The following is a 25,437-nucleotide window of genomic DNA, read 5'->3' on the forward strand; positions in this document are numbered from 1 at the left end:
CAAGATCAAAAGATCGCAGCCTTCGGCAGCTCCTACAGGGGATTGCGTGAGTTTCAGGTGCTCTCGCGGATCTTGAGCTCAAAGCCCATATCTTCCACCGGTCGCGCTACTTTGTTGCCCGCCATCAATGTCAGCATCTGCTCCGCTGCGCGCCGGCCGATTGCTTCACGCGGAGTATTGATGCTGCTCAGGCGGGGAACCATGTGCTCGGACATCGGCAAGTCGTTGAAACCCAGAATCGCCACTTGCTCGGGAATCCTGATGCCGTTACGCAACGCTTCAAGCAGCGCGCCTTGGGCCAGGTCATCGTTGCCGAAGAAAATCGCATCAACATCCGGATGCGCTGCCAGCAGTTGCATAAACAACTCACCCCCCAAGCCCACCGAAGAGGCACGCGGTGTCAGCACTTCCAGATCCGGGTCGTAGCGGCCAGCCTTCTGCAATGCCTTGCGAAAACCCTCGCCACGCAGCAACGTGCGTTGATCCAGCTGCGCGCCGATGTAGGCCAGGCGCTTGCGCCCACGCGAGAGCAAATGCTGCGCCGCTGTTTCACCGGCGCTGAGCTGCGAGAAGCCCACGCAATTGACCCCGGCGGCGCTGTCCAGCTCCATCATGTACACGCAGGGAATGTTGCTGACCTCAATCATCCGCCGCGAACTTTCCGTGCGATCAAAACCGGTCAGCAGAAGCCCGCGCGGCTGATAGGCCATGTAATTGCGCAGCAGGTTTTCTTCTTCATCGCGCGAGTAGTGGAAGTTGCCGATCAGCACTTCGAAGCCCTTGGGCGTCAGCACCCGATGAATGGCTTCCAGCGTATCAATGAACAGCAGGTTGGACAGTGACGGCACCAGCACCACCACCGAATGGCTCTGCGCCGACGCCAGCGCGCGGGCAGCGGGATTGACCACATAGTTGAGCTCGAGCGCGGCTTTCTGCACTTTTTCCACCAGTTCGGTGGCGACTGTGCTCACCCCGCGCAAGGCGCGCGAGGCGGTGATCGGGCTGACGCCGGCCAGGCGGGCTACTTCGTTGAGGGTCGGACGGCCGGTGGTGCGGGTATTTTTATCGTTCTTGGGGGAGGTCATCGGGCGGCTTGCCAAACAAAAATCAAGGCACTAAGGTAGCGCTGTCCTGATGCAGCTGCAAATGCGTGAGCGCGATCCTGCCTGATCTGCGCGCTTTGGCGTTAGGAACAAACCTGCTGCAACCCAAAAAAACGACAAGAAGGCGTCGGCAACTTCTGCCTGTGCACTAGAGTCATAGCTAGCAAAGGTAGCGCTGTCTGCGCGCTGAGGTGTTATATGAGTCATCCCATCACCGCCCTGGTCATCATGGGCGTTGCCGGTTGCGGCAAGACGTGCGTCAGCCAGGCCCTGTGCCATTTGAGCGGCGCCACTGCCATTGAAGGCGATACTTTCCATCCGGCCGCGAACATCGAAAAGATGAGCGCGGGGATCCCCCTGAACGACGACGACCGCGCCGGCTGGCTCGACAGCCTGTGCGATGAACTGCGTCGCGTCGATGCCGACGGCCAGCGCCCGGTGTTGACCTGCTCCGCGCTTAAACACAGTTATCGCGAACGTCTGCGCAGTGCCTTGCCGGGCCTGGGCTTCGTGTTTCTTGAATTGACCCCGGAAGTCGCCGCCGAGCGTGTATCGCACCGCCCGGGCCACTTCATGCCGGCGACGTTGATCGAAAGCCAGTTCGCCACCCTCGAATCGCCCAAGGGCGAGCCGCTGACCCTGGCGCTCAACGCCTCGGTACACAGCGTTGAAGAGCTGGCACTGCAGGCTCACGTCTGGTGGCAGGCCAACGGTCTGAAACAGGCGGTATGAGTATGTTGAAAAAGACAGCGCTGTCCTCCCGACTTCTGTTCAACCCGCTTTAATAACAACAACAATCCAGGAGACACCTCCCATGTTTGGCATGTCCCACGAGACGTTCCTGCTGCTCGATGCAGTGGTCACGGTAATCGGCCTGATTATCCTGATCACCAAATTCAAGCTTCACCCGTTCATTGCACTGACCATCGCCGCCGCGTTCCTCGGCCTGACTTCCGGCATGCCGATCAACACCATCATCAAGGCGTTCCAGGACGGCTTCGGTGGCGTGCTCGGTTTCGTCGGCATCATCCTCGCCCTGGGCACCATGCTCGGCAAGATGATGGCCGAATCCGGCGGTGCCGATCAGATCGCCCAGACCCTGATCCGCGCCTTCGGCAAGGACAAAGTCCAGTGGGCAATGATGTTCGCCGCGTTCCTGGTGGGCATTCCGCTGTTCTTCGAAATCGGCTTCGTGCTGCTGATTCCGCTGGTGTTCATCGTCGCGCGCCGCACCGGTGTGTCGATCATCAAGATCGGTATCCCACTGTTGGCCGGTCTGTCTGCGGTGCATGGTCTGGTGCCACCGCACCCGGGCCCGCTGCTGGCCATCGGGGTATTCGGCGCTGACATCGGCAAGACGATTCTCTACGGTCTGATCGTTGCGCTGCCGACCGCCATCATTGCCGGTCCGATCTTCGGTACTTTCATTGCCAAACATATTCCCGGCCACCCGAATCAGGAACTGGTCGATCAACTGGCCCGCGAAAACGACTCGGCCAACCTGCCGAGCTTCAGCATCACCCTGGTCACCGTGCTGCTACCGGTGTTTCTGATGTTGCTGAAAACCTTCGCTGACGTGGCGCTGCCGGACGGCAATTTCTTCCGTATCTGGATGGACATGATCGGCCATCCGATCTCCGCGCTGCTGCTGGCATTGCTGCTGTCGCTGTACACCTTCGGCTACAAGCAGGGCATCGGTTCCAACCAGATGCTCAAATGGCTCGACGCCAGTCTGGCGCCGACCGCTGCGATCATTCTGATCATCGGCGCCGGCGGTGGCTTCAAGCAGATGCTGGTGACCAGCGGCGTGGGCGATGTGATCGGTCACATGGCGGTCAGCGCACAGATCTCGCCGATCCTGCTGGCGTGGCTGGTGGCTGCGGTGATCCGTATCGCAACCGGTTCGGCCACCGTGGCGACCATCACCGGCGCCGGCATTGTCGTGCCCGTGGTCGGGATGATTCCGGGCGTCAACCGTGAGCTGCTGGTACTCGCGACCGGCGCCGGTTCGCTGATCCTGTCGCACGTTAACGACGCCGGTTTCTGGCTGGTCAAGCAGTACTTCAACATGACCGTGGCCGAAACCTTCAAGACCTGGACCGCGATGGAAACCATCCTCTCGGTGGTCGGCCTGGGCTTTATCCTGCTGCTGTCGCTGTTCGTTTAAGCGGCAGTTTGCAGGCGCAAAAAAACCGCAGCGATGCGGTTTTTTTGTGGGCGCGGACTTCCTGCTTGATCGTTCCCACGCTCCGCGTGGGAATGTAGCCCGGGACGCTCCGCGTCCCAAAGCGGACGCAGAGCGTCCATTGAGGCATTCCCACGCAGAGCGTGGGAACGATCAGAGGCGTGTCAGTTATTTGGTAACCAAGCCATCCGCGCGGAACATCCCGCGAATCCCACGCACAGCCTGACGAATACGGTCCTGGTTCTCGATCAGGGCAAAGCGCACATGGTCGTCGCCATATTCGCCAAAACCCACGCCCGGCGAGACGCAGACTTTGGCCTCGGCCAGCAGTTTCTTGGCAAACTCCAGCGAGCCCAGATGCGCATACGCCTCTGGAATCTTCGCCCAGACGTACATCGAAGCCTTCGGATTCTCGACCATCCAGCCTAATTCATGCAGGCCTTTGACCAGCACGTTGCGGCGTTGGCGGTATTGCTCGGCGATGTCGCGCACGCACTGTTGATCACCTTCCAGCGCAGCAATTGCCGCCACTTGCAGCGGAGTGAACGTGCCGTAGTCGTGGTAGCTCTTGATCCGCGCCAGGGCGTTGACCAGTTCCGGGTTGCCGACCATGAAACCGATACGCCAGCCGGCCATGTTGTAGCTCTTGGACAGGGTGAAAAACTCCACCGCAATGTCCTTGGCCCCCGGCACCTGCATGATCGACGGCGCTTTCCAGCCGTCGTAGACGATGTCGGCGTAAGCCAGGTCGTGGATGACCAACACGTCGTACTGCTTGGCGAGCGCAATCACCCGTTCGAAGAAATCCAGCTCCACGCATTGCGCGGTCGGGTTCGACGGGAAGCCGAGGATCATCATTTTCGGCTTGGGGATCGAGCCGCGAATCGCCCGTTCCAGTTCGTCGAAGAAATCCACGCCCGGCACCAGCGGCACCGAACGCACCTGCGCGCCGGCAATCACCGCGCCGTAAATGTGAATCGGGTAGCTCGGGTTCGGCACCAGCACGGTGTCGCCCTGATCCAGGGTCGCCAGCATCAGATGCGCCAGGCCTTCCTTGGAACCGATGGTGACAATGGCTTCGCTTTCCGGGTCGATATCGACTTCGTAACGCTGCTTGTACCAGTTGGAAATCGCCCGACGCAGGCGTGGAATGCCTTTGGAAGTCGAGTAACCGTGAGTGTCTTCACGCTGAGCAACTTGCACGAGTTTTTCGACAATGTGCGGCGGCGTGGCGCCGTCGGGGTTGCCCATGCTCAGGTCGATGATGTCTTCACCACGGCGGCGAGCGGCCATTTTCAGCTCGGCGGTGATGTTGAAAACGTAAGGGGGGAGTCGATCTATGCGCGCAAAGCGGCGCGGCGAACCTTGTTCGGCCATTGTTGCCTCGGATAACGTAAGCGCCCGGAACCGTCCGAGCGACGCTGGTCACTGCGGTGACCTGTGGCGGAAGATAAGTGCAGTGATGGCATACTGTCCAGCACGGTTGTAAACATTTTTTTCAAGGAAAATCGCCCAATGGAATTCACCAGCGGCTTCTTGCTGAGCCTTTCGCTGTGCCTGGATATCGGCGTGGCCAACATCGCGATGATCACCCTGGCCATGCAGCGCGGCTACTTTCAGGGCTTTGCACTGGGCCTCGGCACCTGCGTCGGCGACCTGGTTTATGCGGTGCTGGCGCTGGCCGGGATGACCGTCCTGCTGCAATACGAAACCGTGCGCTGGGTGCTGTGGATTGGCGGTTCGGCGCTGTTGATCTATTTCGCGGCGAAGATGATTTACTCGGCGATTCATCACGAAGCGCTGCTGGAGGAGACGGCGCAAGTAGGGCAGAACTCCCATCGCAAGGAATTTTTTCGCGGTATTTTTCTCGCCATGTCGTCGCCCAGTGCGATTCTCTGGTTCGCTGCCGTCGGCGGCACGTTGATCGCCCGGTCCGGTGGCGGCGGGCCGTTGAGTTCGGCGCTGTTTCTCGGCGGTTTCCTTTGCGCCGGGCTGCTGTGGTCGGCCGGTTTGTGCTTCGCCGCCAGCCACGGTGGCAAGCTGCTGGGCGACAAACTGTTGCGCTATTCCTACCTGGCATCGGCGGCGATCTTCTGCTATTTCGCGGTATACGTGATCGTTTCCGGTTACAACGAATTCGTCGGCCCGGGCGCCGTCGAGCAGTTGCATTCGCTGTAAACGTGCGAAACGGTTCGGGCTTTCTATACTCCCAGCCGAACCCACTTTCCCGTTCTGAGGAGTCGCGTCATGGATGAACAAACACGCGTCGAAATAGCTGAACCTCGCTTCGAACATGGGCAGTTCCTGCTGATTGCCGGCTTCGGTGGACGATTCACCCAGGCAACCACCGAAGACATTCCCGCGTTGTGGGAAAAACTGATCCCGCACTTGGGGAAAATCCCGGCGCAAGTCAACGAAGTGACCTATGGCGTTTGCTGCAACGCGGACGGCGAGGGCGGTTTCGAATACATCGCCGGCGTGCAGATCGACAAGCTCGACGACCTGCCGGAGAAGTACCGTTGGGTTGAAATCCAGCCGCAAAAATATGCCGTGTTCGAGCACGAGGGGCCACTGACGCAACTGCCCGACACCTTCCAGTACATCTGGAATACCTGGCTGCCGCAGTCGGGCTATGAAGCGGCAGATGCCCCGGAATTCGAGCGCTACAGCGCGGACTTCAACCCCAGGCTCAACACCGGCACGCTGGAAATCTGGCTGCCGCTCAAGGCCTGAACAGCGTTCGAATCGAGGCGCAGCATGTCCGCCCCGGTGGTTCTGCTTTATGCTTGCGGGCCTCGTTTCCACAGATTTCAGAGCTGCCATGAACACCGTGATCCGCAACGTCAGCGCCGCCGACCTGGACCGCTGCTACGCCATCGAAACCGTCGCCTACGAAGGCGACGAAGCCGCCACCCGCGAAAAGATCGCCACGCGCATTGCCACCTGGCCGGACGGCTTCATCGTTGCCGAGGTAGACGGCGTAGTCGTCGGTTTCATCAATTCCGGCGCGGCGTTCGACGTGCAGATGTCCGACGAGGCCTTCAAGGAATTGATCGGTCATGACCCGAAAGGCCCGAACGTGGTGATCATGTCGGTGGTGGTGCACCCGGATTACCAAGGGCTGGGACTGGCCAAGCGCCTGCTCGGCGAATTCATCGAGCGCATGCGCGGAATGGACAAAGCGACGATTCATCTGATGTGCAAGGAACAGCACATCGCGCTGTATGCAGGCTTCGGTTTTGCCTACATCAAACCGTCCGAGTCCGACCACGGCGGCATGGCGTGGCACGAGATGATCCTGACCCTCTGAAGCCAACACCTATCACAACTGTAGGAGCTGCCGAAGGCTGCGATCTTTTGATCTTGATCTTCAAAAGCCAGATCAAAAGATCGCAGCCTGCGGCAGCTCCTACAGGGATCGTGGTGTGTAACGGATTCGGCATTTCACACGACTCAGAAAAACAGCCCCATGCGCCGCTCGTAACCGATCCGGCCCTTGTACGCTTCGCCGCTGTCGACGTAGCCATGCCTGGCATACAGCGCAATCGCCGCCTCGTTATCAGCGTCCACCGACAATTCCAGTCCCTTGATTTCCGGCCATGCTTCCCGCGCGACGGCGGGCAGTGCTTGCAGGCAAGCCTTGCCGTAACCCTTGCCCTGCGCGCGGCGATCGACCTGCAAAGCATGCAATGTGGCGCTGTGCTCGTCGGCCCAGGCGGGCAATACCGGCGGGCGTTTAAGCAGCAAAAACGCCACGGGCACGTCGTCCGTCAGCAGGGCGAAACCCTTGACGCCTGGGCCGGGCTTCGACAGCAGCGTGTGCAAGGCTCCGTGGATGTCGCCGGAAAATTTGACTTGCTCCGGGTGGATTTCAATCGCCGCGACTTGCTCACGCTGCAAAGGGCTGAGGCTGTCGTAAGGCACGAGTTGGGCTGACACGGGAATTTCCTTTTTCCTACAAGGATTGAAGCTCGGATTCTAGCGACATTGTTGTCGGTGAAATTTTTTTGTTTGGCCTGTCGATCTGCGCAAAGGGCAAACGACTAAGGGTGTCTTCACAACAAAAACCACGGAGAACACCATGAGCGCACAAAGCGAAATCCAGATCCTGATCAACACCTACCGCGAAGCGGTGATGGCAAAGGACGTCGAGAAAGTCATGGCCCTGTATGCCGATGACATCGTCTCGTTCGATGCGATCAAGGCCCTGCAATTCAAAGGCAAAGCGGCGTATCGCGCGCACTGGATCGAGTGCATGGAAATGTGCCCCGGGCCACACGTTTTCGAGTTTCACGAAGTCGCCATCGAAAGCGCTGACACCATTGCCTTCGCGCACTGGGTGGCCAATTGCGGCGGCACCAACGAGAAAGGCGAAACCCAGAGCTGCTGGATGCGCGTCACCGCCTGTTATCGGCAGATCGGCGGGGCGTGGAAGATTGCTCATGAACACTGGTCGGCACCGTTCGATCCGATGAGCGGCGCGACGCTGTTCGATGTGACCCCCTGATCTTCAGCCATAGTTGATCCGTTCGAATCAGGAGATCGCCATGAAATATCTATGCCTGGTCTACAGCGATGAGCGCCTGCTGCACACCTCGCCGGACAGCCCGGAGGATGCCGAATGCTGGGCGTACGCCGAGTCGATTCAGGGCAGCGGGCGGATGATCGCCGCCCAAGCGCTGGAGTCGGTGCAGACCGCAACCACCGTACGGATGCGCAACGGCAAGTTGTCGATCACCGACGGGCCTTTCGCTGAAACCAAGGAGCAACTGGCCGGCTTCTACCTGATCGATGCGAAGGATCTCAATGAAGCGATTCAGGTTGCCGGCCACATACCGGCAGCGCGGGTCGGCAGCGTTGAAGTGCGCCCGGTGCGGCAGTTGAATGTCTGAGGTCAGGGCGCGGGTCGAGCAGGTCTACCGCGAGGATTCGCGGCGGATTCTGGCAACGCTGATCCGCTTGCTCGGTGATTTCGACCTCGCCGAAGAAGCCTTGCACGAGGCGTTCTTCGTCGCGGTTGAACGCTGGCAACGCGACGGTGTGCCGGACAACCCGCGCACCTGGCTGGTCTCAACCGGAAGATTCAAAGCCATCGATGTGTTGCGCCGGCGCGCACGGTTCAAGGCTTCGCAACCGCTGCTGCTGGCGCAACTCGACGAACTGGAACAGGCCGACTGGAGCGGCGAGGACGTGGAAGACGATCGCTTGCGGCTGATTTTCACCTGCTGCCACCCGGCCCTGGCGGCAGATGCGCAAGTGTCGCTGACCTTGCGCGAAGTCTGCGACCTCACCACCGAGGAAATCGCCCGCGCTTTTCTGTCTGCACCGGCGGCAATTGCCCAGCGTATCGTGCGTGCCAAAGCGAAGATCCGCGACGCGAAAATCCCTTATCAAGTGCCAACGTTGAATGAATTACCCGAGCGCCTGGACAGTGTGCTGCGGGTGATTTATCTGGTGTTCAACGAAGGCTATTCGGCCTCGGTCGGCGCTGAGCTGACCCGCGAGGATCTGACTCGCGAAGCGATCCGCCTGGGGCGCTTATTGATGGAGTTGTTGCCGGAACCGGAGGTCATGGGGTTGCTGGCGCTGATGTTGCTGCACGAATCACGGCGCCCGGCGCGCACCTCGCCGAGCGGCGAACTGGTGTTGCTCGACAATCAGGATCGCTCGTTGTGGGACGCCGGGTTGATGGCTGAGGGAGGTGCGCTGGTAGAGCGCGCGCTGAGTACGCGGCGCTTCGGGCCGTATTGCCTGCAAGCGGCGATTGCAGCGGTGCATGCCGAAGCGCCGTCGGCGCCGGATACCGACTGGCAACAGATTGTCGGTCTGTATGACGTATTGCTGCGCGCGGTGCCGTCGCCGGTGATCGAGTTGAACCGGGCGGTGGCGGTGGCCAAGCGTGATGGAGCGCTGGCCGGGTTGTTGTTGATCGAAGGGATTCTGACGCGAGGCGAGTTGCCGGATTACCACTTGGTACATTCGGCGCGGGCGGAGTTCTGCCGGCAGTTGGGGCGTGTCGAGGAAGCACGTAGCGCTTATCTTCGCGCGCTGGAGCTGACGCGGCAGGCGCCGGAGCGGCGGTTTATCGAGGGGCGACTGAAGGAACTGGATTGATCTGAATTCTTTAACTGCAGGGCCGGCCTCTTCGCGAGCAAGCCCGCTCCCACAGGTGTGCACATTTCAATGTTGGCAGCACCGCTTATTCGAGCATCTTGCTGAGCAACCAGCTCCCCGCCGGCCCCGGCGGGTACAACCGCGACCACAAGGCATCGACAAATACCGGTTTCGGCCAGCCGCGCACATTCAGCTCGATCAGCAAATCATTGGCATAACGCTGCACCAGCCACCTGGGCAGCGGTGCCCAGCCGAAACCCTTTTCGGCCATTTCCAGCAACATCAGATAACTCGGCGCCGACCACACCCGGCCTTTGCCACGGCTGTCATATGGATTGACGATGGTCGCCAGACGCAGCTCGCGATGTTGCTCGAGTATCTGCTGATCGACATGTTCAAGTTTGGCCAACGGATGTTCGCGGCTGACGAACAGGGCGATCTCCGTGCGCTCGGCGACGGTCGAGGTCACCAGATCGGGCGGGTAGTTGTCCTGCATCTCCGCGAAGGCCAGATGCGCCCGGCCGCGCTGGACCAATTCGACCAGGTCGTCGCATTCGGCAATCAGACACTCCAGCTCTAGCTCCGGATAACGCTGCTCGAACCCCACCAGCGCTGCCTCGAAACGATAGGACTGATAGGTATCGGAAATCGCCACGGTCAGCTTTGGTTCCACGCCTTGCGCCAGTTGCCGTGCGCTCATCTCCAGGCGACTGGTGGCAGCCAGAATCGCCTCGGCTTTTTGCAGCATGACGTGGCCGGCGGGGGTGAGCGTGGGTTTGCGGCTGCTGCGATCGAACAGCTGCAAATCCAGATCGATTTCCAGGCTCGCCACCGCTGCGCTAATGGTCGACTGACTGCGTCCCAATTTGCGCGCCGCCGCTGAGAACGAGCCTTGCGTTGCCGCTTGAACAAACGCCAACAGCACTTCTTGCGAAGCCATGAACTATCGCCTTGATCGATGGTTATTGGTTATGAAGTATCGGGATTCACTTGGAAAATGGCAACCAACGTCAATAAGGAGTCAGGCAATGACTGCCCACAAGTCCATCACCGAACGCGTTTTCCAGGCTGTTGGTTTCGAATTTCTCGCGATCCTGATCTGCACGCCGTTGCTCGCGTGGATCATGCAAAAGCCGCTGCTCGATATGGGCGCGGTGACCGTATTGATCGCGATGCTGGCGCTGGGGTGGAACGTGGTGTTCAACCGTTTCTTCGACCGTGCATTGGCGCGGATGAATCTGGCGCACAACGCCTGGGTGCGAGTGGTGCATGCGTTGCTGTTCGAAGGTGGACTGATCGTGATGGGCGTACCGCTGATTGCCTGGTGGCTGTCAGTCAGCCTGTGGCAGGCGTTGTTGCTCGACATCGGCGTGCTGCTGTTTTTCCTGCCGTACACCTACATCTATCACTGGGGTTATGACGTACTGCGCGAGCGCTTCATGGCCCGCCGCACATGTGAAAGCTAACGCCGATCCGCCGTAGGAGTTGCCGAAGGCCGCGATCTTTTGATCTTGGTTTAAAAAATCAAAGTCAAAAGATCGCAGCCTTCGGCAGCTCCTACAGGTCCGGTATTTGCAATCAGAGAAACATGCCGCCGGACGCCTCGACCCGCTGGCCATTGATCCACTGCCCGCCCTCTGACAGCAGCAGCGCCAGTGCACCGCCAATATCATCCGGTTGCCCGACCCGACCCAGCGCGGTGTTGCTGGCGACCATCGCATTGACAGCACCGTTGTCGCGCACCGTGCCACCGCCAAAATCGGTTTCAATCGCACCCGGCGCCAGAATGTTCACGCCAATCTGCCGCGCGCCAAGCTCCTTCGCTTGATAGCGGGTCAGCACTTCCATTGCGCCTTTCATTGCCGCATAGGCGCCGTAGCCCGGCAGGCTGAAGCGGGTCAGGCCGCTGGAGATATTGACGATGCGCCCACCGTCATTGATCAGCGGCAGCAGTTGCTGAGTCAGGAAGAACGGCCCCTTCAATTGCACGTTCATCAGCAGATCGAACTGCTCCGCGGTGGTTTCGCTGAACAGCGCGTGCACGCCGATCCCGGCATTGTTGATGAGGAAATCAAAACGCTGCCGCTCGAAGGTGTGTTGCAGAGTCTGTGCAACCTGCGCGGCAAACGCGGCGAAGCTTTCGCTGTGGCCGACGTCCAGTTGCAGCATCGCCGCTTTCGCGCCGAGTGCCTGTAATTCGTTGGCCAGATTTTGCGCCTCGTCGGCGCGGCTGTTGTAGGTGCCGATGACGTCGATGCCTTGCGCGGCGAGGTGCAGGGCGGCGCTACGGCCCAGGCCACGACTGGCGCCAGTGATCAGTGCGATTTTGCGGTTCATGCTGACTTCCTCGATTGCATTGAGTGGGGATGGAAGAAGTTTATTTGTCCGCCCGGAGGTGATAAACACAGCAAAAGCGGAATCACTGATCGGCTCAGCCGAACAATCATCGGGGCTTGTCATGAACAAACTGGAACTGCTGCGAACGTTCGTCCGGGTCAGCGAACTGTCGAGTTTCACCCTCGCCGGGGAAAGCCTCGGCCTGCCGCGCTCCACCGTGTCCGAGCAGGTGCAAGCGCTCGAAGCCTTGCTTGGCACGCGCCTGTTGCAGCGCACCACGCGCAAGGTGCAGGCCACTCAGGACGGCCTGGTGCTGTATGAGCGCAGCAAGGATTTGCTCTCGCACATGGATGAAATCGAGGGGCTGTTTCGTCAGGACGAGGCGTCGCTGACCGGGCGCATCCGGGTCGACTTGCCGAATATTCTGGCGCGGCGGCTGATCATGCCGCGACTGCCGGAATTCATGGATCGCCACCCGCATCTGCAGATGGAAATCAGCAGCACCGACCGTCGTGTCGATCTGCTAAGCGAGGGTTTCGACTGTGTTTTACGCATCGGCGCGCAGCCGGATCAGTCGGTGGTTGCCCGCCATCTCGGCGACTTTCCGATGGTCAACTGCGCCAGCCCGGCTTACCTGGAGCGTTACGGCGTGCCGCAGTCGCTCGAGGATCTGGCGCAGCATCGGCTGGTGCATTACGTCGGCGTGCTGGGCTCGCGTTCGGAGGGGTTTGTCTACGAGGCGGGCGGCGAGGTGCGGCGCGTGGCGATGGCCGGCAGTGTCACGGTCAACAGCACCGATGCCTATGAAGCGGCGTGCCTGGGCGGTTTCGGCCTGACGCAGGTGCCGCGTACCGGCATGCAACCGCATCTGGAAAATGGCGAACTGCTGACTGTACTGGCGCAATACACCGCACCGCCGATGGCGATTTCGTTGTTGTATGCGCGACAACGGCATTTGCCGCTGCGGGTGCGAGTGTTTATGGATTGGCTCGGCGATGTGGTTCGCTCAACGCTCTGACTGACCCACACAAATCCAGATGTGAGAGCGGGCTTGCTCGCGAAGGCGATGTGTCAGGTGATACAGATGAGTCTGACAAACCGCCTTCGCGAGCAAGCCCGCTCCCACATTGGTTGCGCGTGTGTTTTCAGAAGATTTGGGTGAACAACCAATAGAGGCTGCCCGACAGCAGGATGGCCGCCGGCAGCGTCAACACCCAGGCCATCAGCAGATTACGGATGGTGCGCATCTGCAACCCGGCGCCGTTGGCCACCATGGTCCCGGCCACGCCCGGCAGGTCAGTGTTTGGCCTATTAGTCTGACCGTTGATCTGCAGAACAAGCTGACTGTGGGAGCGGGCTTGCTCGCGAAAGCGGTGTGTCAGTCAACGGTGTCTCACCTGACACAACGCCTTCGCGAGCAAGCCCGCTCCCGCAGGGATCCCGGTGCAGGTGAAATCAATAATCCCCACGTTTGCGAAACGCCCAGCGCCCGGCGATCACCGTGAACGTCGCCACCAGCGCGACCAGTACCCAAAAACCGTGCGGATCCTGCGACAGCGGCACACCGCCGACATTCATCCCGAAAAAACCGGCGATGATGTTGATCGGCAAGGCCAGCACCGTCACCACCGTCAGGGTGAACAGCGTGCGGTTGCTCTGTTCGTTGAGGTTGGCGGCGATTTCTTCCTGCAGCAGTTTGATCCGTTCGCCGAGGGCGGTGAGGTCGTTGATGATCAGCGCGAATTCCTCGGTGGATTTGCGCAGCTCTTTGACGTCCTCCTTCTGCAACCACGGCGGCGGGCGATTGAGCAGGCGCAGCAACGAACCCGGCTCCAGCGCCAGCAATCGTTGCAAACGCACCAGCACGCGACGGTTGCCGCCAAGCTCGGCGCGGTTGGTCGACAGGCGCGAGGAGAGCAATTGGTCCTCGACCTGATCGACGCTCAGGCTGGTCTTGCGCACGATCTGCGTCAGCACTTCACCCTGGTCGCGCAGCAGATGCACAAGCAGTTCCGAGGGCGAACGAAAGCACTCGCCGGCCTTCACCGACGAGCGCAACTTGTCCACCGAATGCAGCGGTTGCAGGCGTGCGCTGACGATCAATTTGCTGCGCACGCAAACCCACAATGTCGACACATCGGAAGAAACCATGCTGCTGAGGTTGAACACCACATCGTTGACCACCGCCAGCAGCGCCGAGTCGACATGCTCGATACGTGTCGAACGCGAGCCCTCATGCAACGCCTCGAAAAATTCGTCGGGCAATTGCAGATGACTTTTCATCCAGCGCTCGCACGCGGCATGGGCAAGGTTGAGATGCAGCCAGAGGAATTCGCCGCTGTCGCTGTCGTCCTGCAGACAACGCAAAGCCGTCGCCGAATCGATTTCCCGACCGGGCTCACCGGGCAGAAAGCGAAATCCGTAGAGCAAGCCAAACAGGTCCGGATCGCGATGGCTGATATCGAGGCTGTGGTTCATGACGGCTCGCTGGAGGAGGGTGTCTGTTGCGGGATTTTCAGGTTCACCCGAGCGGCATCATCGCAAGCTCACATGACCGTTTTATGACAACAAAATGACGTCAAATCAACGTGTTACCGGCTGTCGGAAGATTCTCAAGAACGGCTCTGGCGCGCCGATCTCAGGTGAGTTAGGTTGCGCGCCATTGGCCTCTGGCCATGGTGCGTCGACAGGGAAGTCCGGCCATTTTTCACGTCCGCTTTTGGGCGTGCCTCATCCCTGCTTCGAGTACCTTGCAATGCTGCAAAAATCCCTGAGAGCGCAAATTCTCGCCCTGCTGAGCGGCAGTCTGCTGGCGATGCTGTTGATCGCGCTGGCCTGCTTTCATTTCCTCTCCAACGGTGTGCAAAGCTACAGTCAACTGATCGCCGGCCCGTTGCACACTTCGCAACTGATCGATGAAGCCAACCTGCAGTTCAAAGTGCAGGTGCAGGAATGGAAAAACGTCCTGCTGCGTGGCAAGCAACCGGCGGATCTGGCGAAATACTGGAGCCAGTTCGAAGAGCGCCAGCGCGACGTGCAGACCATTCTCGGCGAACTGGCCGGCCAGAAAGGTATTGAGGCCAATCTCAAATCACGTATCGAACGCTTGCGCGAAGAGCATCGCCAGTTGGGCGTGGCCTACCAGAAGGGCCGTGACGCCTACGTCGCTACCGGAGGCGATCCGGGCGCCGGTGACGCCGCTGTCAAAGGCCTCGACCGCGCCACCAGCGAGCAGATGAGCGAACTGGTCGCCGAGTTGCGCAAGCAAGGCGATCAGCAGTCGAAGCTCATCAGTGCCAGCGCTGATCGCACCGTGTGGCTGGGGCTGCTGGTGATGCTTGCGTCAGGCTTGCTGATCGGTCTGCTGAGCCTGTGGCTGGTCAGCCGCAACCTGATCGAGCCGATCCGCAACCTCATTGATTACGTCACCCGCTTGAGCCGTGGCCAGTTGGCCGAGCGTGTAGTCAGCGAGCGTCGCGATGAGCTGGGCAACCTCGCTGCCGCAGCAAACACCCTGCGCGATTTTCTGGCGGACACCTTCGCGCGGTTGCAGCGCAGCGCCAGCAATCTGGACAGCGCCAGTGGCGAGCTCAATGCGATCGCCACGACCATGGCCGGCGGCACCAGCGAGCAATTCAATCGCACCGATCAGGTGGCTACGGCGATGAACGAAATGTCCGCCACGGCCCAGGAAGTCGCCCGGCACGCCGCTGATGCCGCGCGTGCTGCTGACGATGCCGATCAGTCGGCGCAGCAGGGCGAAAAGGTCATGCAAACCACCATTCATTCGATCACGCAGATGCGCGGTGAAATCGCCAACACCGCCACGGTGATCCGTCGACTGGAAACCGACAGCGGTCGTATCGGCAAGGTGCTGGAAGTCATTCGCGGCATCGCTGAACAGACCAACCTGCTGGCGCTCAACGCAGCCATTGAGGCGGCGCGGGCGGGTGAGGCAGGACGTGGTTTTGCCGTCGTCGCCGATGAGGTGCGCAACCTCGCTCAGCGCACGGCCGAGTCGATCATCGAGATCAACCAGATCATTCAGAACGTGCAGACCGGCGCCGTCGACGCCGCGCACGCGATCGAGAGCGGCCAGGCGCGCAGTGATGAAAGTGTCGAGCAGGTGACCCAGGCTGGCGCGATGCTGGAGCGCATCACTTTGGCCGTGGAGGCGATTCGCGACATGAACCGTCAGATCGCCACGGCGGCAGAAGAGCAGACTTCAGTGGCCGAGGATATCTCACGCAACCTGACTGAAATCACCGCGATTGCCAGCACCAACCTGGACAACGTGCAGCGCACCGAAAGTGCCAGTCAGAACCTGCATGGTTTGTCGGGGCAGTTGAATGAAGTGACGGCGCGGTTGAGTGCTTGATAGGGGAGGGCGTAACCGAGTCAAAGCGTCACACCTGCAATGATTTTTATCAGGCATAAAAAAGCCGCACGATCGTCAATCGTGCGGCACTTTAACAGCGGTCTATCAAGTGTCTTGCTTGTTGCTCAGCACTTTGCCGGTGGTGGCATCAAAGTCCACGTCGAACTCTTTGCCGTCAGCGGTTTTAAGTTCAACTTCGTACTCGTAACCGTTGAAGTGATTATCCAGGTCGGTGTCGGTGATCGTTGCGCCCGGGTGCAGTTTCAGTGCTTCGGCGTTCATCGATTCCAGCGACTTGATCTTGCCGTCCTTGACCAATTGCGGCACTTGGTCGATGCGAACATCAGCCTGAGCCAGGCCAGCGGTGAGGGTCAGGGCAGCGGCGGTAAACAGGGCAGTCAAAGTTTTCATCGGTTCATTCCTTGGCAGTGCGTTGAAGTGGTTGATCTGTGTAAGTGGGTTCAGATTAACCAGCGCAACTTAATTCACCCTTAAATCTCCACATCGCGAGAAAGTCCGTCTTCGTGGGAGCGAGCCTGCTCGCGAAGTGAGCAACTTATTAGCTGTTCAGAAACCGTTCTTCTTCAAAATCTCATCAACACTGCCAACAGCCGGACGCTTGTAGAATTTCAGCAGTTCACTGGCACGGTTGGTAAAGATGCCATCAACCCCCGCCGCCATGACCTTCTCGTAATCCACGGCCTCGTCGACCGTATACACGTGCACCAGCAAGCCCTGGTCGTGGGTGTACTGGTTCATCCACGGTTGCACGAGGTCGGAATAACTCTGGTCACCCCCGTGAGTCAGCTTCGCCGATGGACCAGTGCCGATCGCGCCCTGGGCCTTGGCGTAATCGACCCATTGCTTGAATTCCGCTTCCGACTTCGGCTCCTGCTTGCCGTAAAACACGTTTTTGTCTTTTTCGCCGGACGCTGCAAACGTCACGGTGGATTTAGGCTCGATGCTGCCTTCGCCGACCCACAACAGCAGGATCTTCGGCACTTGCGGCATTTCCTTTTCCAGCAATTGCAGGCTGTTTTTATCGAAGGTTTGCAGGATCACCTTGCCTTTGCCTTGACCGACGCCCAGCGCACTTTTCGCCAGTTTCGAACCGGCCGGGCTCAGCCAGCCGCGATCCTGCAGTTTTTCCTTGAGGTCATGTTCGATGCCGGGAAACAGCTGCGGCTCTTTGGTCTCGATGTACAGGCCCGGCTTGTGCTGCGGGTTGGCGCGGGCGATGTCGATGATTTCATCAAGGGTGAGAATTTTCAGCCCTGCGTAGGAGGGACGTGCGCGATCCGGGTATTGGGTGTTGAACCAGCTGCCGGCATCGAGGGTTTTCAGTTCGGCCATGGTGAACGCGGTGGCCGGGCTGTCCTTGCGCTCGGGGAATTTGCTGGCGACATCGGTGGTGCGTTGCAGGTTGTCGTCGTGCAGGACGAAGAGCACGCCGTCCTTGCTGCGCTGCAAATCCATTTCCAGGTAATCGGCGCCCAGGTCACGGGCCAGTTTGTAGGCCGCTGCGGTGGATTCGGGGGCATCGAACGATGCGCCACGGTGAGCAATTACCGCCGGATGCGGAATGCCATGGGCGGCGGCAATTGCCTTGGGCACCGGGTGGCTGTCGGCGTGCGCTTGACCGAGGCCGAACAGCAGACTCAGCAGCAGGGCGCTTCGGGTAAAAGTAGCAGGCATGGTCGAGTTCCTTTCGCAGGTCTTTTTCGAGACGTACCTTTTAACAACTGAAGCGCCGCAGGGCTATCGCCAGACCGACATAAACTGAGCAAAAAGGAAATTTCCTGCGCTTTTGTGGCGCTGTTTGCAGTACGCTTGCCCTCGGCAGACGCCCCGGCAGAGGGCGCACCGCTGCGTTGCCTTGCGTGTAGACCATCGATCATCTTTCGTGAGGTTTACCATGCGCATCACCTCCCAACTCATCTGCCAGGCCGCCGACAATCTGAAAGGTTTCGTCGGCCTGAATCGCAAGACCGGCCAATATATCGTGCGCTTCAGCGAGGATTCGTTCGGTATGGATGTGGCCGATGACGGCATCATTGCGGCCAGTGAATTCGTCTGGGCGACGGCGTCGGACACCACCATGACGCTCAGGCGCGAGTTGATTCAGTTGTTGCTCGATCAACACATCGACGACCGCATCAACATCACCGAACCGTTGCGGGTTTACATGAGCAAGGTTGAAGTGCCGGAGATTGTGGCGGTGCGGAGTCTGGTGCGCGGTTGATGTTTTGCAGTGGGGTTGCGGGCCTCTTCGCGAGCAGGCTCGCTCCCACAGGGATTTCGTGAACGCCACAGATCCAATGTGGGAGCGAGCCTGCTCGCGAAGGCGGCGTTGTGGGCGCCGCCAACCTCACTGGCCGAATACATACTCGCGCTCAACACGGCATACTCGGGTGTGAAACGCCGAATACCATTCAGAGCGCCCGCTTGCCTGAATCAACCGGTGCTCGGGATTATCTCTCCATGCGAGAATCGCCGCCTCGCTCTGCCAATACGACACGGTAATCCCGACACCGTCCGCGCCCCGAACTGATTCCACGTCAAGAAAGCCAGGCTGCTGACTTGCCAGCTCGGCCATGCGCTGCGCCGCTGCGGCGTAACCGTTGTCACCCTCGGTGCGGGTCGATGTGAAAATCACTGCGTAGCAAGTTGTCATCAGCTTGGCTCCCCGCAGGCTTCGATAAACGCGCGAACCAGCGGTGGCATTTTTCCTTTTAGTGCGGCGCGTTCCGGCTGGAACAGCGTGGCGACGAAAAACGGATGATTTTTCAGTTCGATAGCGCGCAGATCCCCCGCTGAATCATGGCCTACCGCTTGTAGCTGATCGCTCATCAAATGCTGTTCGAACTGCGGATTCACGCCGTAGCGGCAGCGATAGCCTTCTTCAATTTCAGACTTTTCGTACGCCTTGGCGATCAACGAGCCGGGCTGGAGGTGAATGACGTCGATGGCTTCAACCAGCGAGCAGCTCAGCGGCGTGAGTACAGTGCGTTCGGATTCTGGCGAGGTTTCCCCGTGCTCGGCGTCGGCCCATCCTAGAACATTGCGCGAATATTCCAGAACCGCATGCTGAAAACCGCCACAGGTGCCGAGGAAAGGTCGCCCTTGCTCGCGGGCAAAGCGGATTGCTCTTAGCGCACCGTCTTCACTTTTATAAGGGCTGGCGGGTACACACCAGAACCCATCGAATTGATTCAACGCAGTGTCGGTGCCGATCTCTTCAGTGGCCAGCCATTCGAACTGCACAGGACGTTGCAGATGGGGGGCGACAAGGCCGAGTGCAACCGGAATCGCTTGGTGGGCGGTGACTTGGGGGTCGTAATCGCCAACCAAGGCGATGCGAATGGCGCGATTTTCCATGGGATTTCCCTGCGCTTGCTGATGGATGGCAGTCACTATAGATTGGCGCTCACGCATTCAATATTGGCGTTTCCCCAAGTGATCAATGCAGCGGCGCACTATCGACTCGACTATCCCGATCTGGCGCTGATCCTGGCCTTGGTGCGCAGCGGCTCGCTGGCACGGGCGGCGCAGTTGCTTCAGGTCGATGTGTCGACGGTTTTCCGCGCCGTTCGCCGACTGGAGTCGGCGCTCGGTCAGCAACTGTTCGAAAAAAGCCGCACCGGTTACCTGCCAACCACACTGGCGCAGACCTTGACCGAGCAAGCCGAACGCGCGGAACAGGCGCTGGAAGCCGCGCGGATCGGCGTGGAGCGGGAGGGAGAAGTCGTGACCGGCACGGTGCGCCTGACCTGCACCGATTCGGTATTGCAGGGCTTGCTGTTGCCTGCGCTGGCGCAGTTCATGCCCAACTACCCGGCGCTGACGATCGAGCTGAGTACCTCCAACGATTTCGCCAACCTCAGTCGTCGCGACGCCGACATTGCCTTGCGCCTGACACGTGCACCGCCAGAGCACTTGGTGGGACGGCAGCTGGCGAAGGTTTCCTACCGTGTTTGCGTCAATGCGCGATATCTGCAGAATGTCGATGCTTCTGATCTAAGTGCGCTGACCTGGATTGCTCCGGACGAATTCCTGCCGGATCACCCCACCGTGGCCTGGCGCCGCCAACAGTTGCCCGGTGTAATCCCGGCTTATCGCTGCAACAGCATGCTTTCTGTGAAAGAACTGGTGCGGGCCGGCCTGGGTGTGGCAGCGTTGCCCGACTTTCTGATCAACGACGGTTTGCAGACCTTGGGCGAAGCATTGCCGGGGTGCGACACGGCGCTGTGGCTGCTGACCCGGCCCGATTGCCGGGCCTTGCGCTCGGTGGTGACGCTGTTCGATGAACTGGGCCGCGCATTGCGTTTGCCCCCGCACTGAATCTGCGCCGCCAGCCGCAGTGGTAATCCCACCGGGTAAAGCCAACCAATCCCCATCACCCCGGCACCCGCTCATTGGCAAACATGCTCACCGCATCCACGGCCTCACTGGCGCCATCGCGAATCTGCAAAATCACCGTGCCGGCCTGATTGGCCAGTTCCACGCCTTCGGCTGCGCGGTCGCGGGTGCCTTGCATGCTCTTGATCGCCTGCCGCGTCTCGCTCTGGATCAGACTGATCATGTTGGAAATCTCGGCGGTGGAGCCGCTGGTGCGCGCGGCCAGTTGCCGCACTTCATCGGCCACTACGGCAAAACCGCGACCCTGTTCACCGGCGCGTGCGGCTTCGATGGCGGCGTTGAGCGCGAGCAGATTGGTCTGATCGGCGATCGCGCGGATGGTGTTGACGATGGCCGTAATCTGCTCCGAGCGGTCGCCCAGTTGCGCGATCAGCGTGGAGGACTGGCTGATGTCCTCGGCAATTTCGCGCATTTCGCTGGCAGCCTGTTGAATCACTTGCGTACCTTGCTCGGCGACTTTTCGTGTCGCCACCGAGATGTGATAAGCGGTGCTGGCACTGCGCGCATCCTGATCGTGTTGTTCGACGCGAGCAGTGACGTCCGACGCGAACTTGACCACTTTATATAAACGCCCCGAGGCATCGTAGACCGGGTTGTAGTTGGCCTCCAGCCACACGGTCTGACCGCGTTTATCCACGCGCTCGAACTGACCGTGGAAAAACTCGCCCTGATTCAAGCGCCGCCAGAAATCCTGATAGGCACCGCTGTTGACCAGCGTCGGGGTGCAGAACAAACGGTGATGTTGGCCCTTGAGTTCCGCGAGGTTATAGCCCATGCGCGTGAGAAAATTCTGGTTGGCGGTAAGAATGTTGCCGTCGAGATCGAATTCGATCACCGCCATCGCCCGATCGATCGCCTGCAGCTTGGCGTTGGCTTCGTTCTCCTGTTGAACCTTGGTGGTGACATCCATCGCGTACTTGACCACTTTGATCACCCGCCCCGACGCATCCTTGATCGGGTTGTAGCTGGCTTCCAGCCATATCGGCTGGCCTTTGCTGTTGACCCGTTCAAAGGTGCCGGACTGGAACTGACCGTTTTTCAAGCGCGACCACAACTCAGTGTATTGGGCACTGCGACCGAATTCAGGTGTGCAGAAATGCCGGTGCGGCTGGCCAATCGCCTGGGCAGCCGTGTAACCCATGGTCTGGAGAAAATTGTCATTGGCTCGCAACACCACGCCATCAAGATCAAACTCGATCACCGCCATCGAACGGTTGATCGCTTCGAGCATTGCAGCTTGGTCAAAAACGGTGTGTTGCAGTCCTTCGAGGGCGGCTTTGTGGCGTTTAAAAAACATGCTTGCGATACTCGGGAGTGGGAAAAATCAAAAGGATTCAGTCCCTAATTCCTGCGCCGGCAGACCGAAATGCACTGGCGGCATTCGGCGGTGACTGCTCAATGCCAGCGTTCCGTTACTGGCAGATGGCTACTTATACAAAACTTCATAAAGTTGTACAAGAAAGGAATTTTTCGCGAGTTTGTATAACTTTTTGCGAAATTAGTTGTACACGTTTGAGCGCCTGCTCGGCTGAACAGGGAATCAGCCTTGATAGCGCGCCAAAAACATCTCCAGTGCCGACTCGGCAACCGCGTTCTGCGCGTCTGGATCAAGGGCCGCGCGGCCGAGCGAGATCTGCGGCCAGAACGCGAACGCCTTGAGCAAGCCTTGCACTTGATGCGCGGCAAACTCTGGATCCACCGGTTTGAGCCGTCCATCGGCTTGCGCCGCGCGTATCCAGACGGTCAATCCTTCCTCGCGCTCGCCCATGCGCTCGATCATGTTCTGCGCACGTTCGGGGGAATGAATAGTGGCGGCAATCGCTACCCGGGCGAGGGTAAGAAAATTCTCGTCGGCCATCATCTGCACCTTCTCTCGCAACATTTGCCGCAACTGCTCGCTCAGCGGTTGCTCGCGGTTATAGCTAACTGATGGCTCGGCAATGATCCGCGCCCATAACTGGTTGAGGATATCGGCGAACAGTTCTTCTTTGCTGGGGAAGTGGTTGTACACCGTACGCTTCGACACGCCGGCGGTGGCAGCGATCTTGTCCATGCTGGTGATTTCAAACCCATGGGCACGGAATTCGGCGATCGCTGCCTGGATGATGGCTTCGCGTTTGCGGTCGGTCAGGCGTCGGGGAGCGGTCATGGCAGGCTTCGGCAGAGAAGAGAGGAATTACACTTGGCAGTTTACTTGGCGTCGGCTTTGATGCAACCTAGAAACTACACCGCTCAGTGTAATGTTGCGTTAATCCTCGCACCTTACAAACCAGAGCGTTTGGCCCTTGCGTGCAGCTTGGCCATTTTCATTTCCCGTGGAATACCGTGCAGCACACGGTTTTTCGGAGTCGTTCAGTCATGGCCAATCCAGTCTCTCTCCCGGATAAAACTCCCAAGCCTGAAGCCTCTCGACAGGATCAAGGGCTGTTTCGCAATCATGCGCCGGTACAGCGCGAAGGCCTGCGCAAAATGCTGCGGATCATGTGGAACATGATTTTCCACAAACCGCGCGACACCCGTCCAACCGCTGCCATCCCTGTGCAGCCGCTTACTCGCGAAGATCTGGTCGCAGCGCCGAATCACAGCGTTTACCGCTTGGGGCACTCGACGCTGTTGCTGAAGATGCGCGACAAATTCTGGATTACTGACCCGGTCTTCGCCGAGCGCGCCTCGCCAGTACAGTGGGCGGGTCCGAAACGTTTCCATCAGCCACCGATCAGCATCGACGAACTGCCGCCGATCGAAGCGGTGATCCTCTCGCACAACCATTACGACCATCTCGACTACGAAGCGGTACTCAAACTCGCCGCCAAAACCACGTACTTCCTGACCCCGCTGGGCGTGGGCGACACCCTGATCAAGTGGGGCATCGACGCCAGCAAAGTGCGCCAGTATGACTGGTGGCAGGGCACCGAAATCGCCGGTATCCGCTTCGTTGCCACACCTTCGCAGCACTTTTCCGGTCGTGGCCTCTTCGACGGCAACAGCACCTTGTGGGCGTCATGGGTAATGATCGACGCCGGCACACGAATTTTCTTCAGCGGCGACAGCGGTTACTTCGACGGCTTCAAACGCATCGGCGAACAGTACGGCCCGTTCGACCTGACCCTGATGGAAACCGGCGCCTACAACGTCGAATGGCCCCATGTGCACATGCAACCGGAAGAAACCCTGCAAGCCCACATCGACCTCAAGGGCCGCTGGCTCTTCCCGATCCACAACGGCACCTTCGACCTGGCCATGCACGCCTGGCACGAACCTTTTGACCGCATCCTTGCGCTTGCATGGGAACGCAGTATTGCGATTACCACACCGCGGATGGGGGAGGCGTTCAACCTTGCGCATCCACAACGGGGGAGTGCGTGGTGGATGGCGGTTGAAGAGGAGGGGGAGGCGCTAGTGCAGAACGCCTGACGATTTCATCCGGTTCGCCTCGGTGCGAACCGGATGAATCAGATTCCTATTTCCTTCATTCGCCGGTGGTAATCCTCCATCGTAGCGACTGACAAATCCCTGAATTTTCCACGAAGTATCTGACTTAGTGTTTCCAAGGTGATGCCAGTAATTTGCGCCGCTTCGGATTCGTTCAGGTTGGCAGTCTTGATCAACGCGGCCATTTTCGTCGCATATCCCGATTTGATCAGCATTTCATCTGCACCCTGCAGTCCCAAATCTGCGTAGACGTTGCCCGTGCTTCTTTCGATGTTCATCCTTAGCGCTCCTTATTCGGCCATCGCAAAATCCCCACGCCCCACCGATTCCCCCGCCATACCCTGCGCCCTGACACTCCGCCCCGGTGCAAACCCCGGGAAGAACACCAACCCCTGCGCTTCAAACCGATAAGCCAGTGCCAACCTCGCGGCGTCCGCCACGTCCTGCTGCGCTTCGAACCGCTGGATATCTGCGACAGCCACCTCGGCCTCGCGCGACAGTTGTTCAACGCTCCAGCCCAGCATGGCGCGGGCCTGGACGCAGTGGGTCGGGGTGAACTGGAAGAGGGCAATGCGTTCGAGGACGTGATTCATCGCAAGAGAGGCCATGGTGTGCTCCGGGCTCAAAAGTGCTGATTGAAAATGTACTGTGTTTTTGTACAGTTGTTTTCGGCCGGGATCAAACGCATTTTTCGAATTTGCCTAATTCGCCGACTCCAACCAGACGGACGGTGCCTGTCCCAGTACTCGCCGAAACATCGTCGAAAACGCCGCCGGACTCTCATAGCCGAAGTCCAGAGCAATCCGCGTCACCGCTTCACCCGCCGCCAGCCGTGCCAGTGCCTGCACCACGCAGGCTTGCTGTCGCCACTGGCGAAAGCTGAGGCCGGTCTGCTGCCGAAACAATCTGTTAAAGGTGCGCAAGCTTATGTGTAACTGATCGGCCCAATCCTGCGGCGATTGGTGGGTATTGGGCATGTTCAGAAAGGTCTGACACAGACTGAGGAGCTTTCCTTCGGCGGGCATGGGAATGTGTAGGGGAAGGGGAGCGCTACGTGTCAGTTCGTGCAACAACAGGTTGATCAGCACACCGTCGCGTCCGGCCTGGTTGTACATCAGTGGCACATCCACCGCTTCCATCAGCAAATGCCGCAGCAGCGGCGACACGTTGAGCACTTGGCATTCCGGCCCCAATTCCACGTTGCCCGGTTCGATGTAGAGGCTGCGTGTGCTCACCCCGAGCATCAATACCTCGTGGGCCACACCCGGCGCAATCCACACCGCGCGCTGCGGCGGCACCACCCAATTACCATTCTGAGTGCTGACTTGCATCACGCCCGTGGCGCCGTAGAGCAATTGCCCACGTCGATGCGTATGAAACGGGAGTAGGTGGCCGTGGGAATAATCGGTACCGATGGCCACGACCGGGCGAGGCGTGTCATCGAGCTGATTGATCGAAATATTGCGCAT

The 25,437-nt window shown here is 59.4% G+C and carries 29 protein-coding genes and 2 pseudogenes; 15 read left to right on the forward strand and 16 right to left on the reverse strand.

Annotated elements, in window-relative coordinates:
• Positions 1–53: 53 nt before the first annotated feature.
• Positions 54–1,085, reverse strand: coding sequence for a LacI family DNA-binding transcriptional regulator (locus CXF97_RS02570; protein WP_101155847.1), 1,032 nt, complete (start codon positions 1,083–1,085; stop codon positions 54–56).
• 216 nt (positions 1,086–1,301) lie between these two features.
• Between CXF97_RS02570 and CXF97_RS02575 the strand changes: the two genes are divergently transcribed.
• Positions 1,302–1,835, forward strand: coding sequence for a gluconokinase (locus CXF97_RS02575; RefSeq protein ID WP_101155849.1), 534 nt, complete (start codon positions 1,302–1,304; stop codon positions 1,833–1,835).
• An 82-nt stretch (positions 1,836–1,917) separates the two neighbouring features.
• Complete coding sequence (locus CXF97_RS02580) at positions 1,918–3,270, forward strand: GntP family permease (RefSeq protein ID WP_101155851.1); 1,353 nt, start codon at positions 1,918–1,920, stop codon at positions 3,268–3,270.
• 186 nt (positions 3,271–3,456) lie between these two features.
• Here CXF97_RS02580 and alaC read toward each other — a convergent pair whose 3' ends face one another.
• Positions 3,457–4,665: an alanine transaminase gene (gene alaC, locus CXF97_RS02585; protein WP_053122962.1), complete on the reverse strand. Its 1,209-nt coding sequence runs from the start codon at positions 4,663–4,665 to the stop codon at positions 3,457–3,459.
• 138 nt (positions 4,666–4,803) lie between these two features.
• Here alaC and CXF97_RS02590 point away from each other — a divergent pair, with 138 nt between their 5' ends.
• The 3 genes from CXF97_RS02590 to CXF97_RS02600 all read left to right on the forward strand — a co-directional run bounded on the left by CXF97_RS02590 (position 4,804) and on the right by CXF97_RS02600 (position 6,598).
• Positions 4,804–5,466, forward strand: a complete 663-nt coding sequence (locus CXF97_RS02590) for a LysE family translocator (protein ID WP_101155852.1) — start codon at positions 4,804–4,806, stop codon at positions 5,464–5,466.
• A gap of 69 nt (positions 5,467–5,535) precedes the next feature.
• The gene (locus CXF97_RS02595; protein ID WP_101155853.1) at positions 5,536–6,021 is read left to right on the forward strand and encodes a GyrI-like domain-containing protein; all 486 of its coding nucleotides are present in this window, start codon (positions 5,536–5,538) and stop codon (positions 6,019–6,021) included.
• An 88-nt stretch (positions 6,022–6,109) separates the two neighbouring features.
• Complete coding sequence (locus tag CXF97_RS02600) at positions 6,110–6,598, forward strand: GNAT family N-acetyltransferase (RefSeq protein WP_101155855.1); 489 nt, start codon at positions 6,110–6,112, stop codon at positions 6,596–6,598.
• 143 nt (positions 6,599–6,741) lie between these two features.
• On the opposite strand, the gene CXF97_RS02610 is transcribed toward CXF97_RS02600, so the two are convergent.
• Positions 6,742–7,227 (reverse strand): GNAT family N-acetyltransferase, encoded by a 486-nt coding sequence (locus tag CXF97_RS02610; protein WP_101155857.1) that lies wholly within the window; start codon positions 7,225–7,227, stop codon positions 6,742–6,744.
• A 142-nt stretch (positions 7,228–7,369) separates the two neighbouring features.
• Here CXF97_RS02610 and CXF97_RS02615 point away from each other — a divergent pair, with 142 nt between their 5' ends.
• The 3 genes from CXF97_RS02615 to CXF97_RS02625 are packed head-to-tail and all read left to right on the forward strand — an operon-like array spanning position 7,370 to position 9,402.
• Positions 7,370–7,795 (forward strand): nuclear transport factor 2 family protein, encoded by a 426-nt coding sequence (locus CXF97_RS02615; RefSeq protein ID WP_101155859.1) that lies wholly within the window; start codon positions 7,370–7,372, stop codon positions 7,793–7,795.
• 40 nt (positions 7,796–7,835) lie between these two features.
• Complete coding sequence (locus CXF97_RS02620; RefSeq protein WP_101155861.1) at positions 7,836–8,180, forward strand: YciI family protein; 345 nt, start codon at positions 7,836–7,838, stop codon at positions 8,178–8,180.
• The gene (locus CXF97_RS02625) at positions 8,173–9,402 is read left to right on the forward strand and encodes an RNA polymerase sigma factor (protein WP_101155863.1); all 1,230 of its coding nucleotides are present in this window, start codon (positions 8,173–8,175) and stop codon (positions 9,400–9,402) included. The genes CXF97_RS02620 and CXF97_RS02625 overlap by 8 nt, the downstream gene beginning before the upstream one ends.
• 85 nt (positions 9,403–9,487) lie before the next feature.
• Here CXF97_RS02625 and CXF97_RS02630 read toward each other — a convergent pair whose 3' ends face one another.
• Complete coding sequence (locus tag CXF97_RS02630; protein WP_101155865.1) at positions 9,488–10,342, reverse strand: LysR family transcriptional regulator; 855 nt, start codon at positions 10,340–10,342, stop codon at positions 9,488–9,490.
• 88 nt (positions 10,343–10,430) lie between these two features.
• Between CXF97_RS02630 and CXF97_RS02635 the strand changes: the two genes are divergently transcribed.
• Entirely contained in the window at positions 10,431–10,868 is a 438-nt protein-coding gene (locus CXF97_RS02635) for a multidrug/biocide efflux PACE transporter (RefSeq protein WP_101155867.1), read from the forward strand.
• Between the two features lie 112 nt (positions 10,869–10,980).
• On the opposite strand, the gene CXF97_RS02640 is transcribed toward CXF97_RS02635, so the two are convergent.
• On the reverse strand, positions 10,981–11,739 hold the full coding sequence (locus tag CXF97_RS02640) for an SDR family NAD(P)-dependent oxidoreductase (protein ID WP_101155869.1): 759 nt from the start codon (positions 11,737–11,739) through the stop codon (positions 10,981–10,983).
• 121 nt (positions 11,740–11,860) lie between these two features.
• On the opposite strand from CXF97_RS02640, the gene CXF97_RS02645 reads away from it, so the two are divergent.
• Positions 11,861–12,757, forward strand: a complete 897-nt coding sequence (locus CXF97_RS02645; RefSeq protein WP_101155871.1) for a LysR family transcriptional regulator — start codon at positions 11,861–11,863, stop codon at positions 12,755–12,757.
• A 127-nt stretch (positions 12,758–12,884) separates the two neighbouring features.
• Here CXF97_RS02645 and CXF97_RS27895 read toward each other — a convergent pair.
• Both CXF97_RS27895 and CXF97_RS02650 read right to left on the reverse strand, forming a co-directional pair.
• Positions 12,885–13,028, reverse strand: a pseudogene (locus CXF97_RS27895) (hypothetical protein); the annotation flags it as partial.
• Positions 13,029–13,194: 166 nt separating this feature from the next.
• Complete coding sequence (locus CXF97_RS02650) at positions 13,195–14,217, reverse strand: transporter (RefSeq protein WP_101155873.1); 1,023 nt, start codon at positions 14,215–14,217, stop codon at positions 13,195–13,197.
• An 856-nt stretch (positions 14,218–15,073) separates the two neighbouring features.
• Here CXF97_RS02650 and CXF97_RS28695 point away from each other — a divergent pair.
• Positions 15,074–15,232: pseudogene (locus CXF97_RS28695) on the forward strand (HAMP domain-containing protein); the annotation flags it as partial.
• 117 nt (positions 15,233–15,349) lie between these two features.
• Complete coding sequence (locus CXF97_RS28700) at positions 15,350–16,117, forward strand: methyl-accepting chemotaxis protein (protein WP_371918364.1); 768 nt, start codon at positions 15,350–15,352, stop codon at positions 16,115–16,117.
• A 105-nt stretch (positions 16,118–16,222) separates the two neighbouring features.
• Here the strand turns inward: CXF97_RS28700 and CXF97_RS02660 are convergent, their stop codons facing one another.
• Both CXF97_RS02660 and CXF97_RS02665 read right to left on the reverse strand, forming a co-directional pair.
• A complete protein-coding gene (locus tag CXF97_RS02660) occupies positions 16,223–16,528 on the reverse strand; it encodes a PepSY domain-containing protein (RefSeq protein WP_039758030.1) in 306 nt (101 codons plus the stop codon).
• Between the two features lie 156 nt (positions 16,529–16,684).
• Positions 16,685–17,812 (reverse strand): glycerophosphodiester phosphodiesterase, encoded by a 1,128-nt coding sequence (locus tag CXF97_RS02665; protein WP_101155877.1) that lies wholly within the window; start codon positions 17,810–17,812, stop codon positions 16,685–16,687.
• Positions 17,813–18,032: 220 nt separating this feature from the next.
• Between CXF97_RS02665 and CXF97_RS02670 the strand changes: the two genes are divergently transcribed.
• Positions 18,033–18,359, forward strand: a complete 327-nt coding sequence (locus CXF97_RS02670) for a DUF2025 family protein (protein ID WP_101155878.1) — start codon at positions 18,033–18,035, stop codon at positions 18,357–18,359.
• Between the two features lie 126 nt (positions 18,360–18,485).
• Here the strand turns inward: CXF97_RS02670 and CXF97_RS02680 are convergent, their stop codons facing one another.
• Both CXF97_RS02680 and CXF97_RS02685 read right to left on the reverse strand, forming a co-directional pair.
• Entirely contained in the window at positions 18,486–18,791 is a 306-nt protein-coding gene (locus tag CXF97_RS02680) for an antibiotic biosynthesis monooxygenase (RefSeq protein WP_101155881.1), read from the reverse strand.
• Positions 18,791–19,495, reverse strand: a complete 705-nt coding sequence (locus CXF97_RS02685; protein ID WP_101155883.1) for a CTP synthase — start codon at positions 19,493–19,495, stop codon at positions 18,791–18,793. The genes CXF97_RS02680 and CXF97_RS02685 overlap by 1 nt, the downstream gene beginning before the upstream one ends.
• Before the next feature lie 15 nt (positions 19,496–19,510).
• Between CXF97_RS02685 and CXF97_RS02690 the strand changes: the two genes are divergently transcribed.
• Positions 19,511–20,458, forward strand: coding sequence for a LysR family transcriptional regulator (locus tag CXF97_RS02690; RefSeq protein WP_101155885.1), 948 nt, complete (start codon positions 19,511–19,513; stop codon positions 20,456–20,458).
• A gap of 55 nt (positions 20,459–20,513) precedes the next feature.
• Here CXF97_RS02690 and CXF97_RS28635 read toward each other — a convergent pair whose 3' ends face one another.
• Positions 20,514–21,833 (reverse strand): PAS domain-containing methyl-accepting chemotaxis protein, encoded by a 1,320-nt coding sequence (locus tag CXF97_RS28635; protein ID WP_101155887.1) that lies wholly within the window; start codon positions 21,831–21,833, stop codon positions 20,514–20,516.
• Between the two features lie 243 nt (positions 21,834–22,076).
• Positions 22,077–22,685, reverse strand: a complete 609-nt coding sequence (locus tag CXF97_RS02700) for a TetR/AcrR family transcriptional regulator (RefSeq protein ID WP_101155889.1) — start codon at positions 22,683–22,685, stop codon at positions 22,077–22,079.
• Positions 22,686–22,894: 209 nt separating this feature from the next.
• Here CXF97_RS02700 and CXF97_RS02705 point away from each other — a divergent pair, with 209 nt between their 5' ends.
• Positions 22,895–23,950 carry an MBL fold metallo-hydrolase gene (locus CXF97_RS02705; protein ID WP_101155891.1) on the forward strand — a complete coding sequence of 352 codons (1,056 nt, stop codon included), beginning with the start codon at positions 22,895–22,897 and terminating at the stop codon, positions 23,948–23,950.
• A 38-nt stretch (positions 23,951–23,988) separates the two neighbouring features.
• Here CXF97_RS02705 and CXF97_RS02710 read toward each other — a convergent pair whose 3' ends face one another.
• The 3 genes from CXF97_RS02710 to CXF97_RS02720 form a co-directional block, all read right to left on the reverse strand.
• Positions 23,989–24,246 (reverse strand): helix-turn-helix domain-containing protein, encoded by a 258-nt coding sequence (locus CXF97_RS02710; protein ID WP_101155893.1) that lies wholly within the window; start codon positions 24,244–24,246, stop codon positions 23,989–23,991.
• A 12-nt stretch (positions 24,247–24,258) separates the two neighbouring features.
• Entirely contained in the window at positions 24,259–24,576 is a 318-nt protein-coding gene (locus CXF97_RS02715) for a hypothetical protein (protein WP_039758012.1), read from the reverse strand.
• Between the two features lie 93 nt (positions 24,577–24,669).
• Positions 24,670–25,437 carry a helix-turn-helix domain-containing protein gene (locus tag CXF97_RS02720; protein WP_101155895.1) on the reverse strand — a complete coding sequence of 256 codons (768 nt, stop codon included), beginning with the start codon at positions 25,435–25,437 and terminating at the stop codon, positions 24,670–24,672.

Source organism: Pseudomonas sp. Choline-02u-1, assembly GCF_002836515.1.
Lineage (GTDB): Bacteria > Pseudomonadota > Gammaproteobacteria > Pseudomonadales > Pseudomonadaceae > Aquipseudomonas.

Excerpts from the sequence above, each read along its gene's own strand:
- CXF97_RS02570 (WP_101155847.1), bottom strand. The coding sequence starts at position 1,085 with ATGACCTCCCCCAAGAACGATAAAAATACCCGCACCACCGGCCGTCCG.
- CXF97_RS02575 (WP_101155849.1), top strand. The coding sequence starts at position 1,302 with ATGAGTCATCCCATCACCGCCCTGGTCATCATGGGCGTTGCCGGTTGC.
- CXF97_RS02580 (WP_101155851.1), top strand. The coding sequence starts at position 1,918 with ATGTTTGGCATGTCCCACGAGACGTTCCTGCTGCTCGATGCAGTGGTC.
- alaC (WP_053122962.1), bottom strand. The coding sequence starts at position 4,665 with ATGGCCGAACAAGGTTCGCCGCGCCGCTTTGCGCGCATAGATCGACTC.
- CXF97_RS02590 (WP_101155852.1), top strand. The coding sequence starts at position 4,804 with ATGGAATTCACCAGCGGCTTCTTGCTGAGCCTTTCGCTGTGCCTGGAT.
- CXF97_RS02595 (WP_101155853.1), top strand. The coding sequence starts at position 5,536 with ATGGATGAACAAACACGCGTCGAAATAGCTGAACCTCGCTTCGAACAT.
- CXF97_RS02600 (WP_101155855.1), top strand. The coding sequence starts at position 6,110 with ATGAACACCGTGATCCGCAACGTCAGCGCCGCCGACCTGGACCGCTGC.
- CXF97_RS02615 (WP_101155859.1), top strand. The coding sequence starts at position 7,370 with ATGAGCGCACAAAGCGAAATCCAGATCCTGATCAACACCTACCGCGAA.
- CXF97_RS02620 (WP_101155861.1), top strand. The coding sequence starts at position 7,836 with ATGAAATATCTATGCCTGGTCTACAGCGATGAGCGCCTGCTGCACACC.
- CXF97_RS02625 (WP_101155863.1), top strand. The coding sequence starts at position 8,173 with ATGTCTGAGGTCAGGGCGCGGGTCGAGCAGGTCTACCGCGAGGATTCG.
- CXF97_RS02630 (WP_101155865.1), bottom strand. The coding sequence starts at position 10,342 with ATGGCTTCGCAAGAAGTGCTGTTGGCGTTTGTTCAAGCGGCAACGCAA.
- CXF97_RS02635 (WP_101155867.1), top strand. The coding sequence starts at position 10,431 with ATGACTGCCCACAAGTCCATCACCGAACGCGTTTTCCAGGCTGTTGGT.
- CXF97_RS02640 (WP_101155869.1), bottom strand. The coding sequence starts at position 11,739 with ATGAACCGCAAAATCGCACTGATCACTGGCGCCAGTCGTGGCCTGGGC.
- CXF97_RS02645 (WP_101155871.1), top strand. The coding sequence starts at position 11,861 with ATGAACAAACTGGAACTGCTGCGAACGTTCGTCCGGGTCAGCGAACTG.
- CXF97_RS02650 (WP_101155873.1), bottom strand. The coding sequence starts at position 14,217 with ATGAACCACAGCCTCGATATCAGCCATCGCGATCCGGACCTGTTTGGC.
- CXF97_RS28700 (WP_371918364.1), top strand. The coding sequence starts at position 15,350 with ATGGCCGGCGGCACCAGCGAGCAATTCAATCGCACCGATCAGGTGGCT.
- CXF97_RS02660 (WP_039758030.1), bottom strand. The coding sequence starts at position 16,528 with ATGAAAACTTTGACTGCCCTGTTTACCGCCGCTGCCCTGACCCTCACC.
- CXF97_RS02665 (WP_101155877.1), bottom strand. The coding sequence starts at position 17,812 with ATGCCTGCTACTTTTACCCGAAGCGCCCTGCTGCTGAGTCTGCTGTTC.
- CXF97_RS02670 (WP_101155878.1), top strand. The coding sequence starts at position 18,033 with ATGCGCATCACCTCCCAACTCATCTGCCAGGCCGCCGACAATCTGAAA.
- CXF97_RS02680 (WP_101155881.1), bottom strand. The coding sequence starts at position 18,791 with ATGACAACTTGCTACGCAGTGATTTTCACATCGACCCGCACCGAGGGT.
- CXF97_RS02685 (WP_101155883.1), bottom strand. The coding sequence starts at position 19,495 with ATGGAAAATCGCGCCATTCGCATCGCCTTGGTTGGCGATTACGACCCC.
- CXF97_RS28635 (WP_101155887.1), bottom strand. The coding sequence starts at position 21,833 with ATGTTTTTTAAACGCCACAAAGCCGCCCTCGAAGGACTGCAACACACC.
- CXF97_RS02700 (WP_101155889.1), bottom strand. The coding sequence starts at position 22,685 with ATGACCGCTCCCCGACGCCTGACCGACCGCAAACGCGAAGCCATCATC.
- CXF97_RS02705 (WP_101155891.1), top strand. The coding sequence starts at position 22,895 with ATGGCCAATCCAGTCTCTCTCCCGGATAAAACTCCCAAGCCTGAAGCC.
- CXF97_RS02710 (WP_101155893.1), bottom strand. The coding sequence starts at position 24,246 with ATGAACATCGAAAGAAGCACGGGCAACGTCTACGCAGATTTGGGACTG.
- CXF97_RS02715 (WP_039758012.1), bottom strand. The coding sequence starts at position 24,576 with ATGGCCTCTCTTGCGATGAATCACGTCCTCGAACGCATTGCCCTCTTC.
- CXF97_RS02720 (WP_101155895.1), bottom strand. The coding sequence starts at position 25,437 with ATGCGCAATATTTCGATCAATCAGCTCGATGACACGCCTCGCCCGGTC.